This is a genomic window from Amycolatopsis sp. MtRt-6, from assembly GCF_017308975.1.
In the GTDB taxonomy this organism is placed as follows: domain Bacteria; phylum Actinomycetota; class Actinomycetes; order Mycobacteriales; family Pseudonocardiaceae; genus Amycolatopsis.
In genome coordinates this window covers 71,616-89,349 of the sequence record NZ_JADWPD010000005.1, presented here as the reverse complement: position 1 = coordinate 89,349, position 17,734 = coordinate 71,616, and the positions used below count along the sequence as shown (strand labels likewise).

The window sequence follows — 17,734 nt, the reverse complement described above, 5'->3', positions numbered from 1 at the left end:
CCGGAATCAGCTGAGACCGGCCGCGGAAACCAGCTCCGCGAGCAGTTCTTCGGTCCTCGTGACGTGCTCGCCGAGGCCGCGGCCGTGGAACCAGCCGGCCAGGTTGCGCACGTCCCGCGCCAGGAACTCGGCGCCGCCGGGGTTGGCGACGACGTCGACGACCTGGGGCAGGTCGATCACCATCAGCCTGCCCCGGTGCACGAGCAGGTTGTACGCCGAGAGGTCGCCGTGCGCGAGCCCCTCGGCGGCGAGCAGCTCGAGCGCCGCGGTGGCCTGGAACCACAGGTCCTTCAGTTCGTCCGGGTCCGGGCGGACCTGGGCGAGCCTGGGCGCGGCCGTGCCGTCTTCCTCGCCGAGGAATTCGAGCAGCAGTTCCGTGCCCTCGCGCTGCACCGGGTAGGGGACCGGCGCGCCGAGCGTCCACAGGCGACTCAGCGCGGCGAACTCCGCGACCGCCCACTGCTCGGCGATGAGGTTGCGGCCGAACGCGCTGCGCTGCGCCATCGCCCGCATCTCACGGGAGCGGCGCATCCGCCGTCCCTCGAGGTAGCCCGCGTCGCGGTGGAACAGCTTGTGTTCGTCGCTGCGGTAGCGCTTCGCGGCGAGCAGCGTGCCCGGCGTGCCGGGCAGTCCCCGCCGCAGGAGGTGGACGTCGGCCTCCTTGCCGGTCTTGAGGACGCCGAGGTCGGTGTCGACCGCGGCGAGCTCGGTGACGACCCAGTCCGGCCGCGGTGACGGACCGTGTTCGGCGTCGTCCCAGGTGGACCAACGGTCGGCACCATCGGGTAGCTGGTTTTCGGTGTAGGCGTCGTCGCGGAGCTTCGCTAGGCGGACGCGTTCGGCTTCGGTCAGCCGCCCGCTGCGCGTGGGCTCGGGTTCGTCGAACCGTCCGCGCCGCGGGCTCTTCCGGCGGCGGGCAGGCTGGTCGTCGAACAGATCGAAATCTTCGAAATCGTGCTGGCGCACTGGTGGGTTTCTCCTTGGTCAGGGATGCCCCACCGGGCGCGTGGTCAGCCTCGGGGGGCGGGTGGGTGAGGGCGCGAAAGGGCCCGGACAGTCATCACGACAGGCACCTCCCGTTCTCACCACACCGGCTCCCTGCCGGCTGCGCACAGGATGCCGGACCGGTCACGCTCCGCGCAAGCGAATAGCGCGAACGGTCCGTTCGTGACGTTTCCTTGAATTCGGTCCGGCGCGGTGGTCACGATGAATGGGCAGGCCGAACCAGGAGAAGGGCGGCGGATGAACAGCTACGACGTGGTGATCGTCGGCGGCGGGCACAACGGCCTGGTGGCGGCCGCGTACCTGGCGCGGGCGGGCCGGTCGGTGCTCGTGCTCGAACGGCGGGACGAGACCGGTGGCGCCGCCGTCTCGTTCCGCGCGTTCGAGGGCGTGGACGTCCGGCTTTCGCGCTACTCGTACCTGGTCAGCCTGCTGCCGAAGAAGATCGTGGCCGATCTCGGTCTCGACGTGGAGCTGCGACGACGCCGGATGTCGTCCTACACCCCGTCGGGCGGCTCCGGTCTCCTTGTCGACACGGGCGACGCCGGCCGGACGTCGGCGTCGTTCCGGGCGGTCACCGGGTCCACTTCGGACTTCTCGGCCTGGCAACGGTTCTACGAGCTGACCGGGCGCGTCGCCGGGCGCGCGTTCGGGACGCTCACCGAACCACTGCTGTCCGAAGTGGACTTCCGCGAGCGCGTCGGCGACGCCGAGGCGTGGTCCCTGCTGTTCGAACGGCCGATCGGCGAAACGCTCACGTCGTGGTTCGGCCACGACACGGTGCGCGGCGTGGTGCTCACCGACGCGCTGATCGGCACGTTCGCCCCGGCGGACGGCGAGGACCTGCGGCAGAACCGGTGCCTGCTCTATCACGTGATCGGCAACGGCACCGGCGACTGGGACGTCCCGGTCGGCGGCATGGGCGCGGTCACCCGTTCGCTCGCGGCGGTGGCGACCGCGGCGGGCGCGCGCCTGGAGACCGGTGCGGACGTGCTCTCGGTCGACCCGGACGGCGAGGTGCGGTATCGGCGCGCCGATACCGAGCTCGTCGTCCGGGGCGGGCACGTCCTGGCGAACGTCGCGCCGGCGACGCTCGCGCGCCTGCTGGGCGAGGAACCGGCGGAACGCCCGGAAGGCGCACAGCTGAAGGTGAACATGGTCCTGACGCGGCTGCCGAGGCTGCGTGACCCGGACGTCGATCCGGCCGACGCGTTCGGAGGCACCTTCCACGTCAACGAGAGCTTCACGCAGCTCGAGGTGGCGTACCGCGAGGCGGCGGCGGGGCGGATCCCCTCGCTGCCGCCCTGCGAGATCTACTGCCACTCGTTGACGGATCCGTCGATCCTCGGCCCGGCCGAACGCTCGGCCGGCACGCACACGCTCACCCTGTTCGGCCTGCACATGCCGGCACGCCTCTTCGAGGGGCGCAACGAAGAGGCACGCGAAGCGGCGTTGCGCGCGACGCTCGCTTCGCTGAACAGCGTGCTGGCCGAGCCGATCGAGGACTGCCTGCACACCACGCCGGACGGAAAACCCTGTGTGGAAGCCAAAACCCCGTTGGACCTGGAAGCCGAGCTGGGTCTGCCGGCGGGGCACATCTTCCACCGGGACCTTGCGTGGCCGTTCGCCCAGGATCCGGCCCGGGCCGGGTCCTGGGGTGTGGAGACACCGCACGAGCGCATCCTGCTCTGTGGTGCGGGAGCCGCGAGGGGAGGTGGTGTCAGCGGCATCCCGGGCCACAACGCGGCGATGGCGGTGCTGGGTGTCCGGCCGGGCTGATCGGAGGCGCCCCTGATTCGCTGCCACCGTTTTACGGGTCAGGGGCGTTTTCCGGAACCGGCTGACCGGTGCGCTGCCCCAAGCAGGTGCATCGGGGGAGGCGTCGTTGACAGGCGTCTTCCCCGGTGCTCCCATGAAGTCGCCAGTGGCTGAGGGCGCGGGTCGCGGAGGGGCACGGATGAGCGAAAACGATGCGTTCGCGGAGTTCCCGCCCGAAATCCGGCGGCGGGTGGCGAGCTACCTCACGGTGACTTCGCGGGCCGGGATTCCCGAAGTTTCGCAGTACGGGTCCGAAGGCTCGGAGAGCACCGAGAGCTCCGAAAGCAGCGAACGGTCCGAAGGCAAGGAGGGGACCGAAAGCAGTGAAACTTCGGAGCGTTCCGAAAGCACGGAAACCAGCGAGAACTCCGAAACCACCGAAATGACGGAACGGTATGGCGGCCAGTTCCCCGGCCCCCGCTGACGCCGGTCGCGAGCCGGACCCACCCGGCGCGGGTTCCGGCGGGCTGTTCATCCCGGCCGAAGCGCGGCCCGCGGTGGTGACGGACCTGGCGAAGACCGCTTGGCAGGTCGCGGCCGCCCTCGAGGCGTGGGAAACCAGCCGGCGGTGACGCTCCTGGTCATCGCCCCGGAGTCGGACGAGACGGCGGCCCGGTTCGCCGGTTTCGCCGTCGGGCACGGGATTCCGGCGGTGGTCGCGGCCGAGTTCGGCCGCGTCGGTGTCTCGGTGCGCGTGAACCGCGCGCGGGAAAGCCGGGTGCGGCTGACGCTCGACGGCGCCGAGGTGACCGGGGTCCTCAACCGCGGAATCGGCGGCTGGGGAGACGAACCGGACCGCGACCGGGCGTTCGCCGCGGCCGAGACGTACGCGGCCTTCTGGTCTGCGCTCGCGCTGTGGCCGGGGCCGGTGGTCAACCGGCCTTCGGAACGCGGGTACTTCGCGCGCCTCGACCCGCTGGAGCTCGTCGCGGCCGGCGAGGTCGAGCCGCCGCGCTCGGTGGTCCTCAACGACGGGTCGGCGCCGGGGCGGGACGTGCTCCGGATTCCCGAATGGACAGTCGTGGACCCCGGCGCGCCGCGCAGCCGGTTCGACGTCGTGCAGATCACCGACCGCGATCCGGCCCGCACCCGCCGGGTGCTCGTGGCCGGCACCGGGGTCTTCGCGGTGGACGGGTCCGGCCGGGCGCTGGTGGAAGGGGTGGCGCCGGTAGTCGCGTGGCTGCGCCGCCGGGGCCTCGGGTTCGCCGACTTCGCCGTGGAAGCGGAAGCCGGTGCGCTCCGGCTGGTCGACGTCTCGTGCTGGCCGGGACACCACCTGTTCGCGCACCTGGAGGACCAGGTCTACGCGGCGCTGCTGGCGCGGCTCGTCCCGTGATCCTCTGCCTCGGCTTGGCCGCCGACCCGACCTTCACGGCCGGGTTGCGGGCGTTCCGCCGGGCGGGGCTGGACTTCCGGCCGGTCGACCTGCCGTCGCTGGCGATGCGCGGAAACATCCGGATCCCGCTGGACAGCCCGGGCGACACGGTGCTGTCGATCGGCGACGACCGCCACCGCGTCGGCGACTTCTCCGCTGTCTGGTGCCGGCTGGTGGAGGTCGCCTCCGCCGCGCCGACGCCCGAACTCGCGGCCGCCTCCGCGGGCCAGACCGAAGCGCTGGCCCGGATCCTGGAGTTCGTGCCCGGCCGGGTGATGAACCCGCCGCTTCGCGAGGCGTCCGGCTTCACGAAGGTGCTGCACTCGGTCGCGCTCGGCGAGGTCGGCGGCTGGCAGGTCCCCGAGACGTGCCTCACCTCGGATCCGGCGGAGGCGCTGGACTTCGTCCGCGGCTGCCGCACCGGCGCGATCTTCAAGGGCGCCAGCGCGACGAAGACGTGGGCGACGGTCTTCGAGCCGCACCACGAGTCCCGGCTGCCCCTGCTCGTCCGCCTCCCAGTGCTCTTCCAGGAACGCGTCATCGGCCCGGACGTGCGGGTGCACGTGGTCGGCGACCGGTCGTTCGGCGAGCTGATCGACTCGCCGGTGCTCGACTACCGGACCGTCCGCGGGGTCAACGACTACCGGCCGCTGGAGCCACCGCCGGAAATCGCCGGAGGGTGCGCGCGGCTCACCGCGCACTGCGGGGTGCCGCTGCTGGGCGTCGACTTCAAGATCGACCGCGTCACCGGCGAATGGTTCTTCCTGGAGGCCAACTCGATGCCGTGCTTCGAGGGGTACGACGAGCGGGCCGGCGGGGCCATCTCCCGGGCGATCGCCGGCTGGCTCGGCGCGGAAGCCTGACCCGCGGACGTCAAGGCGCGTAGCCGTCGCCCAGAACCTGCGGGATGCCCTGCCGGATTTCCTCGGCAGTCGCCTCGTCGCCCGCTTCGGCGAAGACGGCCGCCGCTTCGGTGAACCTGTGGAAGGCGTCCGCCGGCCGCCCCGTCTTGCTCAGTGCGTGGCCCAGCTGGATCAGCGCCATGCCCCGGCCCTGGTGGTCGCCGGCACGGGAACAAAGGTCGAGAGCTCGCTGGTGGGCGGCCATGGCTTCGCCGGTCCGCCCGCCGGCGGCCAGCACGATCCCGAGGTTGTTCCACACCACGCCTTCGCCGGGACGGGGCCCGAACTCGCGGAAGATCTCGAGGGCCTTCCGGTGCGCGGCGGCGGCCTCGTCGAACCGGCCCAGCTCGCGCAGGGCGATCCCGAGGTTGTTCAACGCGGCGCCTTCGCCGTGGTGGTCGCCGGCCTCCCGCAGGATTTCGCGGGCCCGCTCGTGGGCGCCGCGCGCTTCGCCGAACTGCTTGAGCGCGCTCTGGGCGAGGCCCAGCCGGTTCCACGCGGACCCTTCGCCGACGCGGTCACCGGCGGTGCGGCAGAACTCGATGTCCGTTCGGTGCTCGGCGATCGCCTCCTCGAACCGTCCGGCCGCACGGAGTGCGGACCCCAGATCGTGGGACGTCGCGGTTTCGCTGGGACGATCACCGAACTCGCGGAAGATGGCGAGGGCCCAGCGGTGGGCGGTGACGGCGTCGTCGAACCGCCGCACGTCGTCGAGTGCGCGGCCGAGGCTGCTCCAGGCCTGGGCTTCGCGGAACGGGTCGTCGAACTCGCGGAAGAGGTCACAGGCCCGTTCGTGCGCGTCGATGGCATCGGCCGCCCGCCCCAGCTTGCGCAGCGCGTGCCCCAGTCCGTTGCACGCCAGGGCTTCACCGCGACCGTCGCCGATGATCGCGTGGAGGTCGCGAGCACGCCGGTGGGCGATGATCGCTCTGCCGAATCGCTTCAGCTCGCACAAGGCGATCCCGAGGTTGTTCCACGCCATGGCCTCGCCGTGGCGGTCGCCGGAGGCGCGGAAGATGGCGCGAGCGAGCCGGTGGGCGGTGACGGCTTCCCTGAATCTCTTCACCTCGCTCAAGGCGAGACCGAGCCCGTTGGCCGCCTGGGCCTCGCCGTGGCGGTCCTTGAACTCGCGGTAGAGGGCGCGCGCCCGCTCGTGCGCCGCGATCGCCTCGTCGAACCGCCGCACCGCGCACAACGCGAAACCCAGGCGGTTCAGCACCGCTCCGATCCGCTGGGGGTTGCCGAGCGCGGTCGCCGCCGCGGCGGCGTGCTCGGCGACGGTGATCCAGTCGGTGAAGTGCCGCCGCCCGCGCAGGTATTCGGCGATCAGCATGGCGAGCCGGCAGGTTTCGCGGTAGCGGCCGGTGCGGTGGGTGAGGGCCACGAGGGCGGTGATGTTCGCCCGCTCGGCGTCGAACCAGGCCAGTGCCTGAGCCCGGCCGGCGAACCGGTCGGGGAGGAACTGGCCGCGGAGAACGTGCAGGTGGGCGTCGGCGGCGTCGGCCGACCAGAGGTAGTACCGGACGAGCCGGGACATCGCCGCGGTCGCGACGTCGGCGGCGAGGTGACGGCGGGCGTAGAAGGCGACCAGGTCGTGGAGCTGCCACCGGCCGTCGGCGGTGTGCCGCAGGAGCGAGCCGGCGCGCAGGGTCCGCAGCAGCGTGGCCGCGGCCGCCGTGGACACGCCGGCGAGCGCGGCGGCGGTTTCGGTGGCCAGGTCCGGTCCCGGGTCGAGGGTGAGCAGCGGCAGCAACGCGGCGGCACCGGGATCGCGCTCGGCGAGACGCCGGTAGGAGACGTCGATGACAAAGCCGACGTTCCGTGCGCCGTGCCGCAGACCGGACACCCGCGCTTCCCCGTCGGCGAACTGGGCGGCCAGCGTGGCGATGCCGGTCGTCGGTTCGTCGGTGAGGATGGCGGCCGCGATCTCGACCGCCAGCGGCAGCAGCCCGCACAGCCGCACCAGGTGGCCGACGACCTCGGGTTCGGCACCGGGCCGGGGATCCGCGGGGTCGGCGGCCCGGAGCGTGCGGATCAGCAGGTCGGCGGCCTCGGCCTCGGTGAGGACGTCCAGGGAGAGCCGGCGCACGGCGGCCGTATCGAAGAGATGGTCGCGGGTGGTCACCAGCGCGCGGTGCTTGCGGTGGCGCGGCAGCAGATCCCGCACCTGGGCGGCTTCGGCGACGTTGTCCAGCACGAGCAGCACCGGCCGTCCGCGGTCGGCCAGCCGGTCGAGCCACCGGTGGTACTCGCCGGCCTGCTCGTCGACGGTGTCCGGGATCCGCTCGTCGGGCATGCCCAGCACCCGCAGCATCGACGCGTAGACCTGGGCGGGCCGCACCGGCGCGGCGTCGTAACCGTGCAGGTCCACCAGCAGCACCCCGCCCGGACACCAGCCGCGCTCGGCGGCGAGCATCGCGGTGTGGACGGCGAGCGCGGTTTTCCCTACGCCGCCCATGCCCGCCATGGCCGACACGACCACGGGCTTGGTCGTGTCGGAGCTGGGAGCCAGCAGCCGCAGCAGCCCTTCGACCTCCGAAGCCCGGCCGACGAACAGGTGGCCGTCGCGGCCCGGGTGGAGGACTTCCACCACGGCGGCCGGTCCGGGGGTGGTGCCGGGATTGATGAAGACGTTCTCGGCCACCGCGAAGGACGTCCCGCCGGCGGACGCAAGCGCGGACACGTGCGCCGCGCCGGCCCGGCCGGGGTGGGGAGCCTGGACGAGCCCGGTCGCGGGTGGCTCTACGCCCGGTCCGGGGCCTGAGGGTCCCGCGGCTGCCCGAAATGCACGTCGCGGCCGACGGCGCCGATGGCGATCCCCTGGTCGTGGGCGTGCGCGGTGCCCGACACCGCTGTCCCGCCGTCGGTGGCCACCACGCCGCCGGGCCGGCTCGCCTCGGCCAGTGCGGCTTCCAGCGCCGCGGCGAACCGCTCGTCTTCGTCGGCCGCGTCTTCGACCGCCAGCGCCACCCGGGTCCGGGTGCGCTCGCTCACCTCGCCGGTCTCGGCGGCTTCCGCGGCCAGCTTCTGCACGGCGGAGTCGTCGCCGAGTTTCGCCAGCACGACGTCCCTGACCTTCGCCGCGCCCGCGTCCACGACTTCGTCTGCGATCCCGTCGAGCGCCTTGCCCGCCCGCCGCGCCTTGCCCACCGCCCAGGCGATGAGCGCTCCGATCACGATCTCCACACCCACCACGACGGGCCCCTTCGCTCGGCTGCCACCGCACCCTGAGTCGCCGGTCGCCCATCCTACGTAACAGCGAGAGCCGTTCGCACCGACCGAACGGGCAGTCAGCCGTGCTCCGCGCACAGGCACGCGACGCCCGGCTCGATCCACTCCCGGCCCGCCCACTCCGGGTGCCGCTCGACGAGCAGCGCGCGAACTTCGGCGGTGGTCTCGGCCACGCCCATCGCCGAGTCCCGCCGTCGCCAGGTCTCGTCGCGCAGTTCCCGCAGGTAGTCACGGACGTCGGTGAGCACTGAGCTGTCGCCGGCGGCACCGTGCCCGGGGACGACCACCCGCGGCCCGGTCGCCACCAGCCGGTCCAGCACCGCGAGCCAGCCCACGCCCGAGACGTCCGTGTCGTGCGGCGGGAACCACGGGAAGATGGCGAACTGCCCGGTCTCGGCCAGGTCGCCGGTGAACAGCACGCCGGCGTCCGGCACCTCGACGACCTGGTCACCGGCGGTGTGGCCCCGCCCGGTGGGCCGCAGCCGGACGGTCCGGCCGCCGAGGTCGAGGTCCCGCGCGCCGTCGTAGACGACATCGGGCGTGGGCAGGCGGACGCCGTCGAGGCGGCGGGCGATCGGTTCGCCCAGCCCGCGGAACATCTCCAGGTAGCCAGGGCCTTTGGTGGCGAGGTCCGCGGCCTGCGCACGGTTGACGAGGTAGGTGGCCTCGCCGGCGAACACCTGCGCGCCGAAGGCGTGTTCGGGGTGGAAGTGCGTCGTGGTCAGGTACAGCTTCCGGCCCTTCGCCACTTCGCGCGCGAAGGCGAGTACCTGAGCCGCGTTGGCGTTGCCGATGCCCGTGTCGACGACCAGCACGGCTTCGGTGCCGCCGACGACGCCGATGTTGGGTACCAGGTCGACGTGGTCGTTCGGGATCACCAGCAGGTCGGGGGCGATCTCCCGGGCGCCGGAGACGCGCACGGCGGGATCGGTCAGTTCGGTCATGCCCCGATTCCACCGCCGCCCGGGCACAGGCGTCCAAGACCGGTTCGGTGGTGCCGATACCGGGCGAATATCGTCGCCGGTCATGGAGCTGCGCACGCTTCGGTACTTCGTCGCGGTCGCCGAGGAACTTCACTTCGGCCGGGCCGCCGCGCGGCTGCACATGAGCCAGCCGCCGCTGAGCCGGGCGATCAAGCAGCTCGAAACCGACGTCGGGGCCGTCCTGCTGCTGCGGTCCGCCGCCGGCGTCACGCTCACCCCGGCCGGGACGGCGCTGCTGGCCGAGGCACGGGCACTGCTCGACCAGGCCGACCGGGCCCGCGCGCGCGTGGCCACGGCGGCGGGCGCACCGACTCTCACCGTCGGCATCCTCGGCGACGGCGCCGACCCGGCCGCGAACCGGCTCGCCGACGCCTACCGGCGGCAGCACCCGGACGTCGAGGTCCGCGTCCGCGACGCCGACCTGACCGATCCGACCTGCGGGCTGCGCGCCGGGCTGGTCGACGTCGCGCTGACCCGCGGGCCGTTCGACGAGACCGGCCTGACCGTGCACGAGCTGCGCGCCGACCCGGTGGGCGCGGTGCTGCGCGCCGACGACCCGCTGGCCGGCCGCGACCGCCTGGCGCTCGCCGACCTGACCGGGCGGCGCTGGTTCCGGTTCCCCGACGGCACCGACCCGGTCTGGCAGGCGTACTGGCACGGCGGCGAACACCGCGAGGGGCCGGTGGTGCGGGCGGTCCAGGAGTGCCTGCAGGCGGTGCTCTGGAACGGCACGGTCGGGCTGATGCCGCTCGGGCACCGGCCGCCGGGGGAGCTGGTCGTGGTCCCGCTCGCCGACATGGCGCCGAGCCCCGTGGTCGTCGCCTGGAAGGACACCGGGCCGCTGGTCCGCTCGCTCGGACAGCTCGCGATGGCCGCCTACCGGGCCTGAGCAGCGCGGCGCCCGAGCTTGCCGGGCCACTAGACCACCGGCGCGCGGCGGACGTCGTACAGATCCCAGTCCAGCTGCCAGAACGCGTCGATGCCGTGCTCGCGGATGTACTTCCGCTCGGTGTCGTGCACCGGGTAGCAGCCGGCGATGCTGATCGGCGGGCCGCCGACGTCGATCAGCGTGTACTGGTGCGCGTCGAGGGCCGCCGGCGCCGAAACGGCGAACGCCGTCATCGCCGACTCCGGCGCGATCGGCTGCCCGAAGTCGATGGTGTCGCCGTAGACGAACGGGCAGGTGCCCCGCAGCTGCTCGGCGAGGTAGCCGATGGCCAGCGCCCAGACGGGGTCGTCGGACCGGACGCTGATCCACAGCTCGGGTTTCACGCCGTGCCACTCGGGGTGGTCGGCCAGCGAAAGGCCGTAGGTCGCGCCGGTGAGATACCGCGGTTCGGGCTCGTCGGCGTAGACGAACGCGATGACGTCGTCGAGCCCGGGCTGCGTCGACGGGATGGGCTGCAGCCGGGGCTGGGAGGACCCCGTCAGGGTGTCGAGATGGGCGACATACCGCTCGGCACGGCTCGGCATGGCGCGCAGCATACGACCGGGCGGCTGCCTGCGTGGCGCATCCCGTTGGCCCGGGCGTGCCAAGATCGGGCAGGGTGGAGAGCATGCGAGTGCTCGTGATCGGCAGCGGAATCGGCGGCGCGGCGACGGCCTGGCACCTCGCGGGCCGCGGCGCGGAAGTGGTCGTGGCGGACGCGGCCCGGCCGGGAACGGCGACCGAAGCCGGCGCCGGAATCGTCAGTCCGTGGACATCACGCTGGGAAGACGCGCTGTACCCGCTCGCGGCGGCGGCCGGCCGCCACTACCGGGAGTTCACCGCGGAGCTCGGCGACGCGTCGTTCGAGGTCGTCGGCGGGATGGTCGTGTCCGCCGACGACGCGGAGCTGGCCGAAGTACACGAACGGCTGACGGCGCGGGCAGCGAAGGCACCCGAGATCGGCGAGGTCCGGCGCCTCGACCCGGCGCAGGCCCGCGAACTGTTCCCGGCGCTGGCGCCCGGCCTGGGCGCGGTGCACCTGGCGGGAGCGGGCCGCGTCGACGGGCACCTGTTGCGCCGCGCGTTGCTGGCGGGCGCCGAGCGCCGGGGCGCGAAGTTCGTGGCGGGCGAGATCGCGTTCCGCGCCGACGGCACCGTGGTCGGCCCGGACGGCCCCCTGGAAGCGGACAGCGTCGTGGTGGCGGCCGGCGCGTGGAGCCGGGAACTGCTGGCACCGCTGGGGATCGACCTGCCGGTGACGCCGCACCGCGGCCAGATCAGCCACTTCGACCTGCCGGGCACGGACACCTCGGCGTGGCCGGTGGTCCTGCCGCGCAGCAGCCACTACCTGCTCGCCTTCGGCGGCGGCCGGGTGGTGGCGGGCGCGACACGCGAGGCGGAAGCGGGCTTCGACTACCGCGTGACGGCGGCCGGCCAGCGCGAAGTACTGGACAACGCCTTGACGGTGGCGCCCGGCCTCGCGAACGCAACCCTCACCGAAACCCGGGTCGGCTTCCGTCCCGGCACCCCGGACGGTCTCCCGGTGCTGGGCCTGCTGCGTCCGGGCCTGGCGGTGTCGACCGGCTTCGGCGCCGGCGGGCTGACGAACGCACCGTTCGCGGGAAAGCTGGTGGCGGCGGTCGCGCTGGGCGAGGACCCGGGCTTCGACCTGAGCCCGTTCGCCCCGGACCGGTTTTGAGGGGATATCGCCTCCGCGCGGCGACGGAGGCGGACATACCGGCGTTGCTGGCGATTCTCGACGGCGCGAGCGAGTGGCTCGGGTCGCAGGGGACCGACCAGTGGGCGGGCTCGCGGTGGCGGGCGGAGGAGCTGCGTCCGGATTTGGCGACGGGCGGCCTGCGGGTGGCGGAGCAGCTGCGCCCCGACTTGGCGACGGGTGTCTCCGCGGCCGCCGAGCCGGCCCTGGCGGAAGCCGGCCGCAGCTCACCTCCGCTCCGGGCCGTTCCGGTCGCCACCATGACACTCGGCGAAACCGCCTCCTCGCTCCACCTCGGCCACTTCGCCGTCGACCGGCGCTTTGCCGGGCTCGGCGTCGGCGCGTGGCTGATTCGCGAAGCCGCCGACGAAGCCGCGCGGCGGGGGAAACGCTCGCTGCGGCTCGATGCCTGGACCACCAACACCCGGCTGCACGACTACTACCGCCGGCAGGGCTTCCGGCTCGTGCGGATCTCCGGCGGCACCTCGGGGGCCTTGTTCGAACGGGCCGTCAGCCCTCGGTGACCAGCTCCAGGGCGTGCTCGCCGGTGCGCTCGACCACCAAGCCCGCCTTGGTGATCACCTTCACCAGCTGGTCCACAGTGGACGGCTCGGCGCGTGTCGCAGCCAGGACGTGCGCCAGACGGCCCTTGTACGCCTTGTTGAAGTGGCTCACCGTCACGCGCTCACCGCGGGCGTTCTCCGTCACCACCCGGACCGTCACCGCGTCCGGGCGCAGCTTCGCGAACGCCGAGTACGTCCCCGAGCGCAAGTCCACGACCAGGCCCTCTACGCCCTGCAGCACCGGCTCGAGCACCGGCTTCCACAGCCCGCGGACGGTGCCCAGCGCCGGCAGCGAGTTGCCGCCCGAGAGCCGGTACGCCGGGATCGGGTCCGTTGCCGAGACGACGCCGAACAGCGACGACGTCACCGCCAGCCGCCGGTGGGCCTTCTCCAGCCCCGCCTTCGTGAAGCTCTTCACGTCCAGCGCGTCGTACAGCACGCCGGTGTAGCGGCGCAGCGCCGGCATCGTCGGGGCCGTCCACAGCTCCGCGTTGCGCGCGACCTCCCCGGCCTGCCGCTCGGTGAGGCCGAGGGCCGCGATGCTCGCGGGGACGTCGGCGGCCAGCTCGGCCAGCGCGTCGGCGACCTTCGCGCGCGTCGGGTTCAGCTCGGGGTACGACAGCGCGGCGAGGTCGAGGGGACCGCCGCGGCCGCCGTCGGCCTTGGTCTCGGATGGGGGGAGGAGCACCAGCACGCGCCGAGCCTAAATCGGGATGCGCGAGCGTCGCCGTCCGGCCTAGCCTCCCGGCATGGACCTGACCTGGCGCCCGTTGACCCTCGACGACGCTCTCGCCCTCGCCCGGCTGTACGCGGCGGCTGAGGCAGTCGACCGGACGGGTGAGCACTTCAGCGCGGAAGACCTCCGCGAAGAGCTGGAAGCGCCCAACGTCGACCTGGCCCGCGCCACCGTCGGTGCCTGGGCCGGCGACCGGCTCGTGGGCTACGGCCTGGTCCTCCGCCGCCCCGCCGCCGACCCCGTGCACATGATCCGGCTCCAGTCGGTCGTGCACCCGGAGCACCGCGACGACGCCGTCGGCACTCACCTGGTCGAGTGGTTCGCGCGCACGAGCCACGAGGTCCACGAGCGTGCCTTCCCGGACGCGCCCCTCGAACTCCAGCACGGCAGTCACCAGAACGAACGCTGGATCGCCGGCGTCCTCACCCGCGCGGGCTACACGCACGGCCGGACGATGGTGAACATGCGCGTCGGCCTCGCCGACCTGCCGCCGCAGCCGCCGCTGCCGGACGGCTTCGAGGCCGTGCCGTTCGACCTCAAGTACGACCTCGCCGCGCTCGACGCCCGCAACGACACCTTCGCCGGTCACTGGGGCAGCACGATTTACGAGCCCGACGCCTGGCGCCACCTGGTGACCGGCTCGAAGGACTTCCGCCCGGACCTGTCGTTCCTCGTCCTGGACGGCGACAAGGTGCTGGCGTTCGTGCTGAGCCACCACTACGCCTCCGAAACCGAGGCGACGGGCGTCCGCGAGCACTACGCCACCTGGGTGGGAACGCGGACCGCGCTGCGCGGCCGCGGTGTCGCGTCCGGGTTGCTGGGGCACACGCTCCGGGCGGCGAAGGACGCGGGGTTCGACCGATCGGCCCTCAACGTCGACGTCGACAACGCGCACCGCGCGCTCGGTGTCTACGAACGGTGCGGCTATCGCGTCGAAGACGAATGGCACGTGTACGTGCTCAAAGGTCCACGAGGTTGAGCAGCTCCTCGCCCTGCGCATACCGGCGTAGCTGCTCCGCAGCGAGCTTCTTCGCGCGCGGGTAGAACGACGCCGATCCGCCCGCGATGTGCGGGGTGATGACCACGCCCGGAATTGTCCACAGTGGATGGTCCGCGGGCAGCGGTTCCGGGTCCACGACGTCGAGGCCGGCGCGGAGACGTCCGGTGCGGGTCTCGGCGACCAGCGCGTCCGTGTCGATCGCCGTGCCGCGGCCGACGTTGATCACCAGCGCGTCGTCCGGGAGGGCGGCGAGCTCGGCCGGGCCGATCAGGCCGCGGGTCGCGGGGGTGTCCGGCAGGATCAGCACCACGATGCCGGCCCCGGGCAGCAACTCGGGCAGCTCCTCGACGCCGTGGACGTCCTCGGCCGGCCGGGGGCGGCTCGCCACCCGCGTCACCACGGCCTCGGCGGCGACGAGCTGGCGTTCGACGGCCTGCCCGATCGAGCCGTACCCGACCAGGAGCACCCGGCTGCCGGCCAGCGACCGCGTGTGCTCGCGGACCCATTCGCCGCGCGTCTGCTGGGCGAACCAGCGTGGCAGGTCGCGCTGCGCCGCGTGGATGAGCGCGAGGGCGTGCTCGGCGACGCTCAGGTCGTGCAGCCCGCGCCCGTTCGCGAGGCGCACGCCGTCGGGCAGCAGCGGTACGAGCGTCTCGACCCCGGCGGACAACGACTGCACCACCCGCAGCGACGGCAGTTCCGGGATGAGCTTCGGCGGTTCCGGCCCGCGGTCGTAGGGCAGCACGTAGAACTCGACGTCGCCGAGATCGGCCGGAGGGGCGTCGACGCCGTCGTAATACGCGGCGCCAAGCCCCTCCGGCACGTCGATGTCGGTCCACGGCAGCAGTACGCGAGCGCTCATGCCGCCTTTCTACCCGCTACCGCGTGTAGTAGCCCTGCAGGTCGACGACCACGTGCGTCGAGCCCGCCGAGTTGCGGACGTCGAACCGCGCCCCCGAGCCGAGCCGGACCGTCGCGGCGTTGGACGTGTTCTCGCCCGCCGTGACGTTCACCGTCGAGGGGACACCGCTGTAGGGCAGGTCGTGCGACCAGGCGGCCAGGAACGTCGAGAGGCTCGGCTGCACGCCGGTGATGTTCAGCGCCGCGGCGGTCGCTCCGGACGGCAGCCCGCCGGCGGTCACCGTGACGATCCCGCCCTGGCCCAGCGGCGCCGCCGCGGTGCCGGCGCGGGTGTCGAGCAGGCGGGTGGGCGTGCTCAACGCCGCGTACCGGCTGCCCGCGTCGCCGGGGACGAACGCGCCGGCCAGCGACAGCAGGGCGTGGCTCTGGCCGTGGTGCAGGAAGACGCGGATGGCGCCGTCGTCGCCGATCCGGACCAGCGACTGGGCCGCGCGGTTCTCGTCCGGCCGGATGTTCAGCGTCGACGGGCCGGGCGTGCCCTGGGCGAAGACGCTGAAGTAGGTGTCGGAGTCGGCTTCGGTCCCGGTGAGGTTGACGGCCACGGCGACGGCGTCGGCGGGGATGCCCGCGACGCCGCGGACCGGGACCGTCACGACCTCGCCCGCGGTCAGCTTGCGCGGGTGCCCGCCGAGCGACGTGCGGGTGTCGAGCACCAGTTCGGCCTTGTCCTTCGGCTGATAGGTCGACTCGCCGGAGGCGCTGTAGTAACCGAGGTAGTCGACGATGACCTCGATGTCGCCGGCGTTGTTGCGGACCTTGATCCTGCCGTCCGGGCCGACCGGGACCACGGCCATGACGGCGGCGGTGCGACCGGCGCCGATGTTGAGGTTCGACGTCGTGGGCAGGGCGTCGCCGTAGGCGGTCAGGAAGGTGCTCGCGGTGCCGCCGGTGCCGACGAGCCCGACCGCGACGGCGCTCGCGTTGGCCGGCAGGCCGGGGACGGCGACGGACACGGATTCGCCTGCCGCCACGGGCTTCTTGTGCCCGCCCAGGTCGGTGCGGGTGTCGAGCACGCGCTGCGCGGCAGGCAGCGCGGTGTAGGCGTCGCCGCGGAGACGGAGGCCGATCCAGCCGGCGATGTCGTCGATACGGGTCTCGACGGTGCCCTGCCGGGTCTCGTTCGAGCCGAGGCAGCCGGCCTGCCAGGACGCGTGGTGGAGGCCGGCGAGCTCGACGACGCCGTCGCGCTCGCGCAGCAGCGGACCGCCGGCGTCGCCCTGGCAGGTCGTCGCAGTGGCGGGGTCGCCGAGGACGGCGAGGGTGGTGGCGGTGACGCTCTGCACGGCGACGGGGACGGTGTGGAGCTTGCCGGGCACCCACTCGGTGGCGGTGCGGCCGTAGCCGGCGACGCGCAGGCGCTCGTTCTGCGCCGGGGCGGCGGTGCCGATGGCGACCGGGGTGACGTCGGTGACCGGCGCGGCCAGCTTGGCGAGGGCGACGTTGCGGTCGGTCCGGAAGAGGAGGTCGACGATCGCGCGTTCGGCCCCGGCGGTGCCCCGCTGGCCGACGATGGCCTTACTGGCGAGCTTCGGCGGACCGGCTTGGGTGCCGTTTTCCGGGAAGCAGCTCGCGGCGGTGACGACCCACTGCGGCGCGACCAGGGCACCGCTGCACCCGCGGACACCGCCGACCTCGATCTTGGTGGCGAAGGTGTAGGCCCCCTCGGCGGCGGGGCTGCCCCCGGTGACGGCGGACGCGGGAGCGGCGCCGGCAACGCCGGCAACCACGGCGACGGCGAGCGCGATTCCGGCTCTTCCGGTTCTTCCGGGCATGGTGAAGGCACCCTTGACGGGCGGCATGGATCCCCCTGAGAAATCTGGTCGCGAACGGGAAATGTCGCGGTCACCCCGCACCGAGGACCCCCGTTCCTGGTCGCGGCGATGCTAGCGGGTTGCGTTGGCGGGTCGCCAGTAGCCGAAAGGCGGGTGCGGGGGGTTGGGCCGAACGGACGATCAAGGGGGGTTCGCGGTGGCGGGTGGCGCGGATCCGGCCTGCCGGCGGGTGGATTTGCGGAGGGCAGCGTCGGACGGCGCGGGACGCGGCCGGGGTAGGCGAGCAGCCACTCGACTCGCTCCCGGACCACCGAACCGGCGCTCGCTCTTCTCTCCCTCCCCCCGCCCACCCCCACCCCCCCGGTCAGCCCGCGCTCAGTGCACCCCGGCCGACACGCAGAACTCGTTGCCCTCCGGGTCGGTCAGTACCGTCCAGGCCAGGCCTGGCACCTCGTGCTCCGCCACCTCCTTCGCGCCCAACCCCACGAGCCGCTTCACCTCGGCCGCGCGGTCCTCTGCCCCGAAGTCGATGTGGACCCTGTTCTTGCCCGCTCTCGGCTCCGGTACCTGCTGGAGCCCCACCATCAGCCCACCCTGGGGCGGCGGTGCGAGCAGCACGAACTCGCCGTAGTCCTGCTCCACCCTTGTGCCCAGCGCCGCCGTCCAGAACTGCGTGAGGACCTTCGGGTCCGCGCAGTCGATCGTGATCATGCCCATCTGGATCGTCATGGCCCGACGCTAGCGGTCACCACCGACAAAAACGGGCCGCCGAGTAACCCGTTGGAG

Annotated in this window: 18 protein-coding genes; 9 read left to right on the top strand and 9 right to left on the bottom strand. The window is 73.1% G+C overall.

Going from position 1 to position 17,734, the window contains the following annotated elements; all coding sequences use genetic code 11:
* Window positions 1–6: 6 nt before the first annotated feature.
* The gene (locus I4Q55_RS11025; RefSeq protein WP_206786668.1) at window positions 7–966 is read right to left on the bottom strand and encodes an RIO1 family regulatory kinase/ATPase; all 960 of its coding nucleotides are present in this window, start codon (window positions 964–966) and stop codon (window positions 7–9) included.
* Between the two features lie 276 nt (window positions 967–1,242).
* Here I4Q55_RS11025 and I4Q55_RS11020 point away from each other — a divergent pair, with 276 nt between their 5' ends.
* From I4Q55_RS11020 to I4Q55_RS11000, 5 genes are all read left to right on the top strand, one after another.
* Window positions 1,243–2,781: an NAD(P)/FAD-dependent oxidoreductase gene (locus tag I4Q55_RS11020; RefSeq protein WP_206786667.1), complete on the top strand. Its 1,539-nt coding sequence runs from the start codon at window positions 1,243–1,245 to the stop codon at window positions 2,779–2,781.
* Window positions 2,782–2,914: 133 nt separating this feature from the next.
* Window positions 2,915–3,244, top strand: coding sequence for a hypothetical protein (locus I4Q55_RS11015; RefSeq protein ID WP_242545742.1), 330 nt, complete (start codon window positions 2,915–2,917; stop codon window positions 3,242–3,244).
* Window positions 3,216–3,392 carry a hypothetical protein gene (locus I4Q55_RS11010; protein WP_206786665.1) on the top strand — a complete coding sequence of 59 codons (177 nt, stop codon included), beginning with the start codon at window positions 3,216–3,218 and terminating at the stop codon, window positions 3,390–3,392. Before I4Q55_RS11015 ends, I4Q55_RS11010 begins: the two co-directional genes overlap by 29 nt.
* Window positions 3,371–4,156, top strand: a complete 786-nt coding sequence (locus I4Q55_RS11005) for a hypothetical protein (RefSeq protein ID WP_307793181.1) — start codon at window positions 3,371–3,373, stop codon at window positions 4,154–4,156. Before I4Q55_RS11010 ends, I4Q55_RS11005 begins: the two co-directional genes overlap by 22 nt.
* A complete protein-coding gene (locus I4Q55_RS11000) occupies window positions 4,153–5,058 on the top strand; it encodes a hypothetical protein (protein WP_206786663.1) in 906 nt (301 codons plus the stop codon). Before I4Q55_RS11005 ends, I4Q55_RS11000 begins: the two co-directional genes overlap by 4 nt.
* A gap of 10 nt (window positions 5,059–5,068) precedes the next feature.
* Here the strand turns inward: I4Q55_RS11000 and I4Q55_RS10995 are convergent, their stop codons facing one another.
* The 3 genes from I4Q55_RS10995 to I4Q55_RS10985 form a co-directional block, all read right to left on the bottom strand.
* Complete coding sequence (locus tag I4Q55_RS10995; protein WP_206786661.1) at window positions 5,069–7,780, bottom strand: tetratricopeptide repeat protein; 2,712 nt, start codon at window positions 7,778–7,780, stop codon at window positions 5,069–5,071.
* 59 nt (window positions 7,781–7,839) lie between these two features.
* Window positions 7,840–8,292, bottom strand: coding sequence for a hypothetical protein (locus I4Q55_RS10990; RefSeq protein WP_206786660.1), 453 nt, complete (start codon window positions 8,290–8,292; stop codon window positions 7,840–7,842).
* Between the two features lie 95 nt (window positions 8,293–8,387).
* Window positions 8,388–9,272, bottom strand: a complete 885-nt coding sequence (locus I4Q55_RS10985) for an MBL fold metallo-hydrolase (protein WP_206786658.1) — start codon at window positions 9,270–9,272, stop codon at window positions 8,388–8,390.
* A gap of 82 nt (window positions 9,273–9,354) precedes the next feature.
* On the opposite strand from I4Q55_RS10985, the gene I4Q55_RS10980 reads away from it, so the two are divergent.
* Window positions 9,355–10,200 carry a LysR family transcriptional regulator gene (locus I4Q55_RS10980; RefSeq protein WP_206786656.1) on the top strand — a complete coding sequence of 282 codons (846 nt, stop codon included), beginning with the start codon at window positions 9,355–9,357 and terminating at the stop codon, window positions 10,198–10,200.
* A gap of 29 nt (window positions 10,201–10,229) precedes the next feature.
* On the opposite strand, the gene I4Q55_RS10975 is transcribed toward I4Q55_RS10980, so the two are convergent.
* The gene (locus I4Q55_RS10975; protein ID WP_242545741.1) at window positions 10,230–10,784 is read right to left on the bottom strand and encodes a suppressor of fused domain protein; all 555 of its coding nucleotides are present in this window, start codon (window positions 10,782–10,784) and stop codon (window positions 10,230–10,232) included.
* Window positions 10,785–10,867: 83 nt separating this feature from the next.
* Between I4Q55_RS10975 and I4Q55_RS10970 the strand changes: the two genes are divergently transcribed.
* Both I4Q55_RS10970 and I4Q55_RS10965 read left to right on the top strand, forming a co-directional pair.
* Window positions 10,868–11,938 carry an FAD-binding oxidoreductase gene (locus I4Q55_RS10970; RefSeq protein WP_206786652.1) on the top strand — a complete coding sequence of 357 codons (1,071 nt, stop codon included), beginning with the start codon at window positions 10,868–10,870 and terminating at the stop codon, window positions 11,936–11,938.
* Window positions 11,935–12,480: a GNAT family N-acetyltransferase gene (locus I4Q55_RS10965; RefSeq protein WP_206786650.1), complete on the top strand. Its 546-nt coding sequence runs from the start codon at window positions 11,935–11,937 to the stop codon at window positions 12,478–12,480. Before I4Q55_RS10970 ends, I4Q55_RS10965 begins: the two co-directional genes overlap by 4 nt.
* On the opposite strand, the gene yaaA is transcribed toward I4Q55_RS10965, so the two are convergent.
* Complete coding sequence (gene yaaA, locus I4Q55_RS10960; RefSeq protein ID WP_206786648.1) at window positions 12,467–13,213, bottom strand: peroxide stress protein YaaA; 747 nt, start codon at window positions 13,211–13,213, stop codon at window positions 12,467–12,469. The genes I4Q55_RS10965 and yaaA overlap by 14 nt on opposite strands.
* 55 nt (window positions 13,214–13,268) lie before the next feature.
* On the opposite strand from yaaA, the gene I4Q55_RS10955 reads away from it, so the two are divergent.
* Window positions 13,269–14,234 (top strand): GNAT family N-acetyltransferase, encoded by a 966-nt coding sequence (locus tag I4Q55_RS10955; protein ID WP_206786646.1) that lies wholly within the window; start codon window positions 13,269–13,271, stop codon window positions 14,232–14,234.
* Here I4Q55_RS10955 and I4Q55_RS10950 read toward each other — a convergent pair.
* From I4Q55_RS10950 to I4Q55_RS10940, 3 genes are all read right to left on the bottom strand, one after another.
* Window positions 14,215–15,117 carry a 2-hydroxyacid dehydrogenase gene (locus tag I4Q55_RS10950; protein ID WP_206786637.1) on the bottom strand — a complete coding sequence of 301 codons (903 nt, stop codon included), beginning with the start codon at window positions 15,115–15,117 and terminating at the stop codon, window positions 14,215–14,217. The genes I4Q55_RS10955 and I4Q55_RS10950 overlap by 20 nt on opposite strands.
* Before the next feature lie 16 nt (window positions 15,118–15,133).
* A complete protein-coding gene (locus I4Q55_RS10945; RefSeq protein ID WP_206786635.1) occupies window positions 15,134–16,948 on the bottom strand; it encodes a trypsin-like serine protease in 1,815 nt (604 codons plus the stop codon).
* 375 nt (window positions 16,949–17,323) lie between these two features.
* On the bottom strand, window positions 17,324–17,677 hold the full coding sequence (locus tag I4Q55_RS10940) for a VOC family protein (RefSeq protein WP_206786633.1): 354 nt from the start codon (window positions 17,675–17,677) through the stop codon (window positions 17,324–17,326).
* Window positions 17,678–17,734 lie beyond the last annotated feature (57 nt).

Excerpts from the sequence above, each read along its gene's own strand:
- I4Q55_RS10945 (WP_206786635.1), bottom strand. The coding sequence starts at position 16,948 with ATGCCCGGAAGAACCGGAAGAGCCGGAATCGCGCTCGCCGTCGCCGTG.
- I4Q55_RS10955 (WP_206786646.1), top strand. The coding sequence starts at position 13,269 with ATGGACCTGACCTGGCGCCCGTTGACCCTCGACGACGCTCTCGCCCTC.
- I4Q55_RS11010 (WP_206786665.1), top strand. The coding sequence starts at position 3,216 with ATGGCGGCCAGTTCCCCGGCCCCCGCTGACGCCGGTCGCGAGCCGGAC.
- I4Q55_RS10970 (WP_206786652.1), top strand. The coding sequence starts at position 10,868 with ATGCGAGTGCTCGTGATCGGCAGCGGAATCGGCGGCGCGGCGACGGCC.
- I4Q55_RS11015 (WP_242545742.1), top strand. The coding sequence starts at position 2,915 with ATGAAGTCGCCAGTGGCTGAGGGCGCGGGTCGCGGAGGGGCACGGATG.
- I4Q55_RS10950 (WP_206786637.1), bottom strand. The coding sequence starts at position 15,117 with ATGAGCGCTCGCGTACTGCTGCCGTGGACCGACATCGACGTGCCGGAG.
- I4Q55_RS10975 (WP_242545741.1), bottom strand. The coding sequence starts at position 10,784 with ATGCCGAGCCGTGCCGAGCGGTATGTCGCCCATCTCGACACCCTGACG.
- I4Q55_RS10985 (WP_206786658.1), bottom strand. The coding sequence starts at position 9,272 with ATGACCGAACTGACCGATCCCGCCGTGCGCGTCTCCGGCGCCCGGGAG.
- I4Q55_RS10980 (WP_206786656.1), top strand. The coding sequence starts at position 9,355 with ATGGAGCTGCGCACGCTTCGGTACTTCGTCGCGGTCGCCGAGGAACTT.
- I4Q55_RS11020 (WP_206786667.1), top strand. The coding sequence starts at position 1,243 with ATGAACAGCTACGACGTGGTGATCGTCGGCGGCGGGCACAACGGCCTG.
- I4Q55_RS10940 (WP_206786633.1), bottom strand. The coding sequence starts at position 17,677 with ATGACGATCCAGATGGGCATGATCACGATCGACTGCGCGGACCCGAAG.